The 9,478-nt window shown below is 73.9% G+C and carries 7 protein-coding genes and 1 riboswitch; of the genes, 2 read left to right on the top strand and 5 right to left on the bottom strand.

Annotation, left to right across the window (positions count from 1 at the left end):
• Nucleotides 1-13: 13 nt before the first annotated feature.
• The 3 genes from AWW66_RS29990 to AWW66_RS29980 all read right to left on the bottom strand — a co-directional run bounded on the left by AWW66_RS29990 (nucleotide 14) and on the right by AWW66_RS29980 (nucleotide 2,215).
• Nucleotides 14-1,045 (bottom strand): cation diffusion facilitator family transporter, encoded by a 1,032-nt coding sequence (locus AWW66_RS29990; RefSeq protein WP_067373510.1) that lies wholly within the window; start codon nucleotides 1,043-1,045, stop codon nucleotides 14-16.
• Nucleotides 1,042-1,758, bottom strand: a complete 717-nt coding sequence (locus AWW66_RS29985; protein ID WP_067373508.1) for a substrate-binding periplasmic protein — start codon at nucleotides 1,756-1,758, stop codon at nucleotides 1,042-1,044. Before AWW66_RS29985 ends, AWW66_RS29990 begins: the two co-directional genes overlap by 4 nt.
• 118 nt (nucleotides 1,759-1,876) lie before the next feature.
• A complete protein-coding gene (locus tag AWW66_RS29980) occupies nucleotides 1,877-2,215 on the bottom strand; it encodes an immunity 51 family protein (RefSeq protein WP_083979178.1) in 339 nt (112 codons plus the stop codon).
• A 138-nt stretch (nucleotides 2,216-2,353) separates the two neighbouring features.
• Between AWW66_RS29980 and AWW66_RS34665 the strand changes: the two genes are divergently transcribed.
• Complete coding sequence (locus AWW66_RS34665) at nucleotides 2,354-3,601, top strand: lytic polysaccharide monooxygenase (protein WP_067373502.1); 1,248 nt, start codon at nucleotides 2,354-2,356, stop codon at nucleotides 3,599-3,601.
• Between the two features lie 168 nt (nucleotides 3,602-3,769).
• Here the strand turns inward: AWW66_RS34665 and AWW66_RS29970 are convergent, their stop codons facing one another.
• Both AWW66_RS29970 and AWW66_RS29965 read right to left on the bottom strand, forming a co-directional pair.
• A complete protein-coding gene (locus tag AWW66_RS29970) occupies nucleotides 3,770-4,747 on the bottom strand; it encodes a ribonucleotide-diphosphate reductase subunit beta (protein ID WP_245648546.1) in 978 nt (325 codons plus the stop codon).
• 62 nt (nucleotides 4,748-4,809) lie between these two features.
• Nucleotides 4,810-7,200 carry a ribonucleoside-diphosphate reductase subunit alpha gene (locus AWW66_RS29965; protein ID WP_067373499.1) on the bottom strand — a complete coding sequence of 797 codons (2,391 nt, stop codon included), beginning with the start codon at nucleotides 7,198-7,200 and terminating at the stop codon, nucleotides 4,810-4,812.
• 123 nt (nucleotides 7,201-7,323) lie between these two features.
• Nucleotides 7,324-7,542: riboswitch (cobalamin riboswitch) on the bottom strand.
• 190 nt (nucleotides 7,543-7,732) lie between these two features.
• On the opposite strand from AWW66_RS29965, the gene AWW66_RS29960 reads away from it, so the two are divergent.
• Nucleotides 7,733-9,478: methylmalonyl-CoA mutase family protein (locus AWW66_RS29960; RefSeq protein WP_067373496.1), on the top strand; the 1,746-nt coding region annotated here is incomplete at its 3' end.

Genomic DNA, 9,478 nt, shown 5'->3' with positions numbered 1-9,478 from the left:
TGGACGGCGTCGGTCAGGCGGTGACGTGCGGGACGGCCGGCGCGCCGGCCTGCGGGTACGGCAGCCCGTCGGCCGGGGCTCCGTGCCCGTCGACGGCGCTGTCGATCCGGCTCACCGGCGCCACGACCAGGTCGTGCATACGCCAGTCGAGGTCGCGGGCGAACGCGCCCAGGCCCTCCAGCCGTTCGACGAGGCGGTCCGTGCCGGGCACGGGCACGACGAGCAGCTCACCGACGAAGACGTGGCCCTCCTCGCGCAGCCGTAGCCAGGCGTCGGCGACCCAGTCGTGGTCCCGCACGGCGGTGAGCAGCCGGTCGTGCAACGGGTGGGGGCGGCTGCCGTCGACGACCCGGGGCCGGTTGTCCATCAGGTTGGCCACGGCGCTGCGTGAGGTCCGCGTGCCGTCGCGCACGATGTCGCCACCGATGACCAGCGCGGCCACCGCGTCGGCCCACCACAGCCCGGCGCCGATGCCGAGCACGCCGAGGATCGCCGCGCCCGCGGTGAGCCAGTCCGCGCGGTTCATCTCCGCGTCGGCGTAGAGCACCTTGTCGTGTAGGTGGTGGGCGAGGCGTTTCTTGGCCCGGCCGAGCAGGATCGCCGGCACCATCGTGACGACCAGCGCCGCGATCATCAGCCAGCCCAGCCACACCCGCTGGCCGAACACCTCGATCAGCCCGATCGGCGGGCGCTCCCGCGCGATCAACCGGGTCAGGGAGTCGTAGACGACGTAACCACCGAGGCCGAGCAGGGCGACCGACCCGGCCAGGAAGGCGATGCTGACCGACCGGTGGTAGCCGTAGGGGAACCGGTCGTCGGGCTGACGGTTGCGGAACCTTGCGGCGATCAGGAAGGCCGCCGGGGGCACCAGGGCGAGCATGTCCTCGATCCAGGCCGCCTTCATCGCCTGCGACTGGCCGAGCGTGAGCGCCAGCAGGGCGATCGCCAGGACGAAGAAACCGATCGTCCACCATTGCAGCCGGACCGCCCGCCGGTGCAGCTCGGCCTTGTCCGGGGGCAGCTCGAAGCGGTCGTACACCCTCACCGTGCCGCCTCCTCCCGCTCGGCGGTGGCCAGCAGCCGTTCGACCTCGACGTGCGACAGCGCCAACAGGAACCGTTCCACCTCGACCTGCCAGCCGTTCTCCCCCGGCGGCACCGCCCAGACGTGGTCGTGCACGGCCAGGTCGTGCGCGGTCTCCCGCAGCCCCAGGTCGGCCAGGCGCCACTGACCGACCACCACCGGCAGTCCCTCCTCGCCGGTCACCTCCGCCACCGGCACCGGGTCGGCCTTCGCGGCCCGCAGCGCCGCGACCTCGGCCGTGCCGGCCGGTACCGCCACCCGGGCCCCGGCCAGGTCGGTCGGCGTCGCCACCCCCGGCGGCACCGCCACCACCGTGCGGACGGTGACGTACGGACGGGTCAGCGCGGCTTCCTCCGTCCACGGCGCCTTCGCGTCGAGACCACCGACGACCAGGTCGAGGACCCGGTCCTTCAGCGCCGCCATCAGCGTCGACTCCGAGCCGGGGTGCCACTGCACCCGGGCGTCGAGCCGCTGCGCCAGTCGCTGCACCAGCTCCCCCTCGGCGCCGGTCACCGACCCGTCGTCGCCGACCCGGGTCCACGGTGGAGACTCGGTCACCCCGACCCGCAGCACGCCGCCACGGACGTCCTCCAGGGTCGTGCCGACGTCCTGTGGCCACCGACAGCCGGTGACCAGTACCAGCACGACCGCCGCCACCGCGATGGTCCGACGCATCCCGACCTCCCTCGGCCGTTCCCACCCCCTCCTACCCAGGGCGGCGGCCCCGGAATCCTCCGGTACCCGACATATCGCCCAGCCGTCGGGACCACCCCGCCGGTGCCGCGCGGCGCCGTCAGTCGTCGAACTCGACGCCGGTCGCGGGCGCCAGGGCGATCACCTGCCGGATCCGCTCGGGGTCGGTGGCCACGGCGCTCATCCGGGCGGCCAGCTCCGCCAGCGCGTCCCGGTCCGTGCCGTAGGCGCAGAACATACTGCCCTCCGGGTCGTAGGAGAACCTCCCCTCCAGCGTCGGGGCCTCGGTGCCGACGAGTACCCGGGCGACGCCCTCCCAGAAGTACCCGTGGGGCTCGTGGCCGAGCTCCTCGACCACGTCGTCCACGTCGGTGGTCCCGGCGTCGAGCAACAGGGAGTACGTCCCGGGGGACGGTTCGATCAGCCGCATCGGTCGCATGGGTGCAGCCTCTCAGCCGCCCCGTCCGGCGAGCGACCCGGGGAAGACCCACCCGGTCGTGGTGAACCGGACACCGCCCCGGCCCGTCGTGCGGGTGGCGGCAGCCGCCGTCGTCCGCCCAGCGACGAGGAGCGTGTGATGAGACTGAGGTACGGTCGCCGGCCGTCCCGGACGGGGTCCCCGGGGGTACCCGACGGGCCGCCGCGGTGGGGCGACGCCCGACCGGACGGGGGCGTCCCGCCCGAGCCGGCCCGGCCGGTCGCTCGGCGGGCCACCGCGGTGGCCGCCTCGGTGCTGCTGGCCGGCGGCTCCGTGCTGGCCTGGGTCGTCGCCATGGGCGACGGGCAGGCCGCGGCGCACGGCTCGATGCAGAACCCACCGAGCCGGATCTACCTCTGCTGGCAGGAGGGGCCGGAGAATCCCCGCTCGGCGGCGTGCCGGGCGCTGCGGGACGCCGGCGGCAGCCAGGCCCTCTACGACTGGAACGGCGTCCTGGTGCCCGACGTGGCCGGCCGGCACCGCGAGGTCATCCCGGACGGCAGGCTGTGCAGCGCGGGCAACGACGCGTTCCGGGGCCTCGACCTGGCCCGGGACGACTGGCCGGTGACCAGCCTGCCGTCCGGCGGCGGTTACCAGTTCCGCTGGCGGGGGACCGCCCCCCACGTGGGCACCTTCGAGTTCTACGTGACGCGCGACGGCTACCAGCCCACCCGCCCACTGACCTGGGCCGACCTGGAGCCCGAGCCGTTCCTGCGGGCCGACCGGCCCCCGTTGGAGGGTGGGTCCTTCCGCGTCGACGGACAGCTGCCGGCCAAGCAGGGCCGGCACCTGATCTACACGATCTACCAGCGGTCGGACAGCCCGGAGGCGTTCTACGCCTGCTCCGACGTGGACTTCGGCGGCGCCGGGGCGCCCGCGCCCCGGGAGCACCCCGAGGAGACCGGCTCACCCGACCCGGAGCCGCCCGTCGCGCGGGAGCGCCTGCCGCAGCACCAGCACCCCGCCCCGCACCCGGATGAGCACCACCCGGATGAGCACCACCCGGCCCCGCACCCGCGCCGGCCCGCCCCCGGCGCAGCCGCCGACTGGGCGGCCGGTGTCGCGTACCCGGCCGGGGCGCAGGTGACCTACCAGGGTGGGGCGTACGTGGCGGTGCAGGGGCACACCGCGCAGGCCGGCTGGGAGCCGCCGGCCGTACCCGCCCTCTGGCACGCCGTCGCGGAGGCCGGCGTCGACGGCGTACCGGAGTGGCGTCCGCAGACCCCCTACGCGACCGGCGCGCACGTGACGTACCAGGGGGTCGTCTACATGTGCCGGCAGGGGCACGTCGCCCTGGCCGGCTGGGAGCCGCCCCAGACGCCGGCGCTGTGGGGACCGATGGGCTGACCGGCCCCGGCCGGCACCCGATGAACCTATCCTCCTAGGACGCTCAAGGGGGTGTGAGACCCGTGGTCGGGCGGACGCCACGCGCCGTCCGCCCGACCACGGCATGCAGGGTGCCGGCGGTGGCCGTCCCGGGCCTCGATGACGCCCGGGACGGCCACCGCGAACCGGTCAGAAGTCGTCGTCGAAGCTGACCGAGCCGGTCACCCCCACCTGGTAGGCCGAGACCCGCCGCTCGAAGAAGTTCGACAGCTCCTGGACGTCCTGGAGCTCCATGAACCCGAACGGGTTGCGGCTGCCGTAGAGCGGGGCGATGCCGAGGGTGACCAGCCGCCGGTCGGCGACGTGTTGCAGGTACTCGCGCATGTCGGCCAGCGACATCCCGGAGACGCCCTGCTCCAGCAGGTCGGCGGCGAACTGGACCTCGCACTCCACGGCCTCGGCGAGCATGTCCCGGACCTGCTGCTGCAACTCGGCGTCGAAGAGGTCCGGCTCCTCGGCGCGGACGGTGTCGACCACGTCGAAGGCGAAGGCCATGTGCATCGACTCGTCCCGGAACACCCAGTTGGTGCCGGAGGCGAGCCCGTTGAGCAGGCCCCGGGACCGCAGGAAGTAGACGTAGGCGAACGCGCCGTAGAAGAACAGGCCCTCGATGCACGCGGCGAAGCAGATCAGGTTGAGCAGGAACGCCCGCCGGTCCTGCCGGGTCCGCAGTTCCCGCAGCTCGAAGACGGAGTCGATCCAGCGGAAACAGAACTCGGCCTTGCGCCGGATCGACGGGATGTTCTCGATGGCGGCGAAGGCCTCGAACCGCTCCTTCTCGTCGGGCACGTACGTGTCGAGCAGGTTCAGGTAGAACTGCACGTGCACGGCTTCCTCGAACAGCTGCCGGGACAGGTAGAGCCGGCCCTCCGGGGAGTTGACGTGCTGGTACAGGTTCAACACCAGGTTGTTGGCGACGATGGTGTCCCCGGTGGCGAAGAACGCGACCAGCCGGGACACCAGGTGCCGCTCGGCAGGCGAGAGCCGGGCCAGGTCGGCGAGGTCGGAGTGCAGGTCGACCTCCTCGACGGTCCAGGTGTTCTTGATGGCGTCCCGGAACCGGTCGAAGAAGTGCGGGTAGCGCATCGGCCGCAGGGTCAGGTCCATGCCCGGATCGAGCAGCAGGTGCCGGGCGCCGGTACCGGTGGTGGGGGTGGTCGGGGTCGTGGTCACTGGCAGGCCTCGCAGCTCTCGGGGTTCTCCAGGGAGCAGGCCAGCGCCTCGGCGTCGGCGACGACCGGGTCCACCCCGGTCGTGGGCGTGACGGCGACGGTGGCCTGCTGGATCCGCGTCGCGGGACGCGAGCGCAGGTAGTAGGTGGTCTTCAGCCCGGACTTCCAGGCGTACAGGTACATCGAGGAGAGCTTGCCGATGGTCGGCGCGCTCATGAACAGGTTCAACGACTGCGACTGGTCGACGTAGGGGGCGCGGGCGGTGGCGAGGTCGATCAGCGCCCGCTGAGGCAGTTCCCACGCGGTGCGGAACAGCTCCCGCACGTCGGCGGGAAGCTCCGTGATGCCCTGCACCGAGCCCTCGGCGCGCTTGATCCGGTCCCGGATCTGCGGCGTCCACAGCCCGCGCGCCCGCAACTCCCGGACCAGGTACGTGTTGACCTGAAGGAACTCGCCGGACATGGTCTCGCGCTTGAACAGGTTGGACACCTGCGGCTCGATGCACTCGTAGCAGCCGGCGATCGAGGCGATCGTGGCGGTCGGGGCGATCGCGACCAGCAGGGAGTTGCGCAGGCCGTGCGCCGCGATCGTGGCGCGCAGCGCCGTCCACCGCTCCCGCTGGGTGGGTTCGGCGCCCCACAGGTCGGGGTGCAGGTGGCCGGCGGCGGCGCGGGTCTCGGCGTACGCCGGGTGCGGCCCGAACCGTTCGGCGAGCCCGGCCGAGGTCTCCAGCGCGGTCAGCAGGATCTCCTCCTGGACCCGGGTGGACAGTTCCCTCGCCCCGGCCGAGTCGAACGGCAGCCGCAGCGTGAAGAAGGCGTCCTGCAGGCCCATCAGCCCGAGCCCGACCGGACGCCAGCGCGGGTTCGACGCCGCCGCCTGCGCGGCCGGGTAGTAGTTGATGTCGATCACCCGGTCGAGGAAGACCACGGCGGTGCGGACGGTCGCCCGCAGCTTCTCCCAGTCGACGCCGTCGGTCGTGACGTGCGCGCCGAGATTGATCGAGCCCAGGTTGCACACCGCGGTCTCGGTGTCGGAGTTGACCTCCAGGATCTCGGTGCACAGGTTCGACAGGTGGATCGTGTTGCCCGGGGCCCCGGTCTGGTTGGACAGCCGGTTCGCGGCGTCCTTGAAGGTCATCCACCCGTTGCCGGTCTGCGCCAGGGTGCGCATCATCCGCCCGTACAGGTCGCGGGCCCGGACCGTGCGGACCGCCTTCTTCTCGGCGACCCGGTAGGCGGCGTCGAACTCCTCGCCGTACAGGTCGGGCAGTTCCGGGGCGTCGGACGGGTCGACCAGCGACCAGTCGCCGTCGGCCTCGACCCGGCGCATGAACTCGTCCGGCAGCCAGTTGGCCAGGTTGAGGTTGTGCGTGCGCCGGGCGTCCTCGCCGGTGTTGTCCCGCAACTCCAGGAACTCCTCGACGTCCGGGTGCCACGGCTCCAGGTAGACGCAGGCCGCGCCCTTGCGGCGGCCACCCTGGTTCACCGCCGCCACCCCGGCGTCGAGCGTCTTCAGGAACGGCACGATGCCGTTGGACCGGCCGTTCGTGCCCCGGATCAACGCGCCCCGCCCCCGGACCCGGGACCAGGAGATGCCGATGCCGCCGGAGAACTTCGACAGCCGGGCCACCTGGTGGTAGCGCTCGTAGATGGAGTCCAGTTCGTCGCGGGGCGAGTCGACCAGGAAGCACGACGACATCTGCGTGTGCCGGGTGCCGGAGTTGAACAGCGTCGGCGAACTCGGCAGGTACGCCAGCGACGACATCAGCCGGTACAGGTCGACCGCCTCGTCCGGCGTCTCGGACAGCCCGCAGGCCACCCGCAGCAGCCAGTACTGCGGAGTCTCCACCACCAGCCGCGAGTCGGGGTGCCGCAGCAGGTACCGGTCGGCGACCGTCCGCAGCCCGAAGTACTCGAACCGCAGGTCACCGGCGGGGTCCACGGCGTCGTCGAGCCTGCGGGCGTGCCGGTCCACGAACGCGGCGGTGTCGTCGCCGACCAGCCCCAGGCCGTGGCCGTACCGGATGGCCTGGCTGAAGCTGGCCACGCCCTGCCCGCGCACCTCCCTGTCCACGGAGGCGGCCAGCAGCCGGGCCGCCAGCTTCGAGTACTGCGGCTCCTCGCCGATCAGTTCCGCCGCGGTCTGGATCGACAGCTTGTCCAACTCGGCAATGGTCGTGCCGTCGTAGAGGCCGCTGACCGTCCGGGTGGCCACCCGCAGCGGGTCCACCTCGTCCAGGTCGGCCACCCACCGCTCGACCGCTCGGACGATCTTGTTGACGTCCACCGGCTCGGCGTCACCGTTGCGCTTGCGGACCCGCATCGCCTGCCGGCGCTGCTCCGGTCCGTCCGGACCGGACGTGGGCCTCTCCTGCACGACCGTCATGACCTCTCCTCGCCTGTCTCCGATGGCCCTCGGACACGCGGGAGAACGCCAACGGGCCCGACGGGGTGCGGTGCCCGGCTGCTGGCGTCGGTCGTCCCGCGCGACCTCCGACCGCCGTCCGCGCACGCGGACGGCGCGCTGGCAGGTCTTCGGACTCGTGGGCGGGACCGGGGTCGCCGGTCGCCTACTGGCCGTCGCTTCCCAGGCCCGTCGGGGCCCAGTGCGTGGTGACGGCGGTCGTTCCCACTCACCGCTGCGGGGCAGTCCCGGATTCACACCGGGTTCCCTCTTGCCTCGACCGGTCCTCGGGGGAGCGGTCGAACCAGCTGCGGGAGACACCATATCTGGGTGTGGGGGCGAAAAGGCAACACCAGATGCTGTGTCGGGCGTGTCGCCGCGGCGGGGCACCCGGGATGCGCCCCGGGTGACCCGACCGGCCGGGCCGCCGCCCGCCGCCGCCGGGCGACGGTCCGCCGAGTTGATGTCGTCACATCCGCATCACGCCGCGCCGGTCGGCCCGTACCATCCCGGAATGACGGTGCCGCCGGACGAGCTTCGCCTCGCCAGTGACTTCCCCGCCGCCACGTACGACCAGTGGCGGCGACTCGCCCTCGGCGTGCTGCGCAAGGCCGGCGTCGCCAGCGACGACACACCCGCCGAGGCGGTCGAGGACCTGCTGGCCCCGCGCGGGTACGACGACGTGACGCTGGCCCCGCTGTCCACCGCCGACGACCCGACCCCGGTGCCGGGGCCGCCGGGGACGTTCCCGTACACCCGGGGTGGGCGGGCGACCGGCGCGGCGGTGGCCGGATGGGACGTGCGGCAGCGCCACGCCGACCCGGACCCGGCGGTCACCGGCCCGGCGATCCGCGCCGACCTGGACAACGGCACCACCTCGCTGTGGCTGGCGCTCGGCGAGGGCGGCCTGCCGGTCGCCGCGCTGCCGGCCGCCCTGGACGGGGTCTACCTGGACCTGGCCGGGGTGGTGCTGGACGCCGGGGCCGCCGCGGTCGAGGCGGTGCCGGCCTGGTTCGCGCTGCTCGGGGAGCGTGCCGTGCCGGCCGCCGAGGTCCGGGGCAACCTGGGCGTGGACCCGCTCGGCTGGCGGGCGCGGACCGGACAGCGCTGGGACGGCCCGGCCGGCGAGTGGGCGCAGCGCTGCGCGTCCGGCTTCCCCGGCCTGCGGGCCATGACCGTCGACGCGACCGGGTACCACGACGCGGGCGGCTCCGACGCGCAGGAACTCGGCTGCGCGCTGGCCACCGGGGTGGCGTACCTGCGGGAGTTGACCGACGCCGGGCTGACCGTGCCGGCCGCGCTCGGGCAGGTGGAGTTCCGCTACGCGGCCACCGCCGACCAGTTCGCCACCATCGCGAAGCTGCGCGCCGCCCGCCGGCTCTGGTCCCGGGTCGCGCAGGAGTGCGGGGCCCCCGAGGCGGGCGCGCAGCGCCAGCACGCGGTGACCTCCACCGCGATGATGACCGCCCGCGACCCCTGGGTGAACATGCTGCGGACCACCCTGGCCTGTTTCGCCGCCGGGGTCGGTGGCGCGGACGCGGTGACCGTGCAGCCGTTCGACCACTGCCTCGGCCTGCCGGACGGCTTCGCGCGGCGGATCGCCCGCAACACCCACGCGCTGCTGCTGGAGGAGGCCAACGTCGGTCGGGTCGTCGACCCGGCCGGCGGCTCGTGGTACGTCGAGCGGTACACCGAGGAACTGGCCCAGGCGGCCTGGCGGTGGTTCACCGAGATCGAGCGGGCCGGGGGGATGGCCGCCGCGCTGGACAGCGGCCTGGTCGCCGACCGGCTCGCCGCGACCTGGCAGCGCCGGGCCGAGAACCTGGCGCACCGCCGGGACCCGCTGACCGGGGTGAGCGAGTTCCCCCACCTCGACGAGCGGCTGCCGCAGCGCCCGCCCGCGCCCGCCGCGCCGGGCGGCGGGCTGCCCAGGCACCGGTACGCGCAGGCCTACGAGGCGCTGCGGGACCGCGCCGACGCGCACGAGACGGCGACCGGCGACCGGCCCACCGTCTTCCTCGCCACCCTCGGCCCGCCGGCGGCGCACAACGCGCGCGCCGGCTTCGCCGCGAACCTCTTCGCGGCCGGCGGGATCGCCACCGTCCGCCCGCCGGTCGGACCCGACGACCCGGCCCGGCTGGCAGCGGAGTTCACCGCCAGCGGCGCCCGGGTGGCCTGCCTCTGCTCGTCGGACCGGGGCTACGCCGCGTCCGCCGAGGCGGTGGCGCGGGCCCTGGCGGACGCGGGCGCGACCCGGGTC

It is taken from the genome of Micromonospora rosaria (genome assembly GCF_001567585.1).
GTDB lineage: Bacteria > Actinomycetota > Actinomycetes > Mycobacteriales > Micromonosporaceae > Micromonospora > Micromonospora rosaria.
This window is presented reverse-complemented; position numbering and strand designations above follow the sequence as displayed.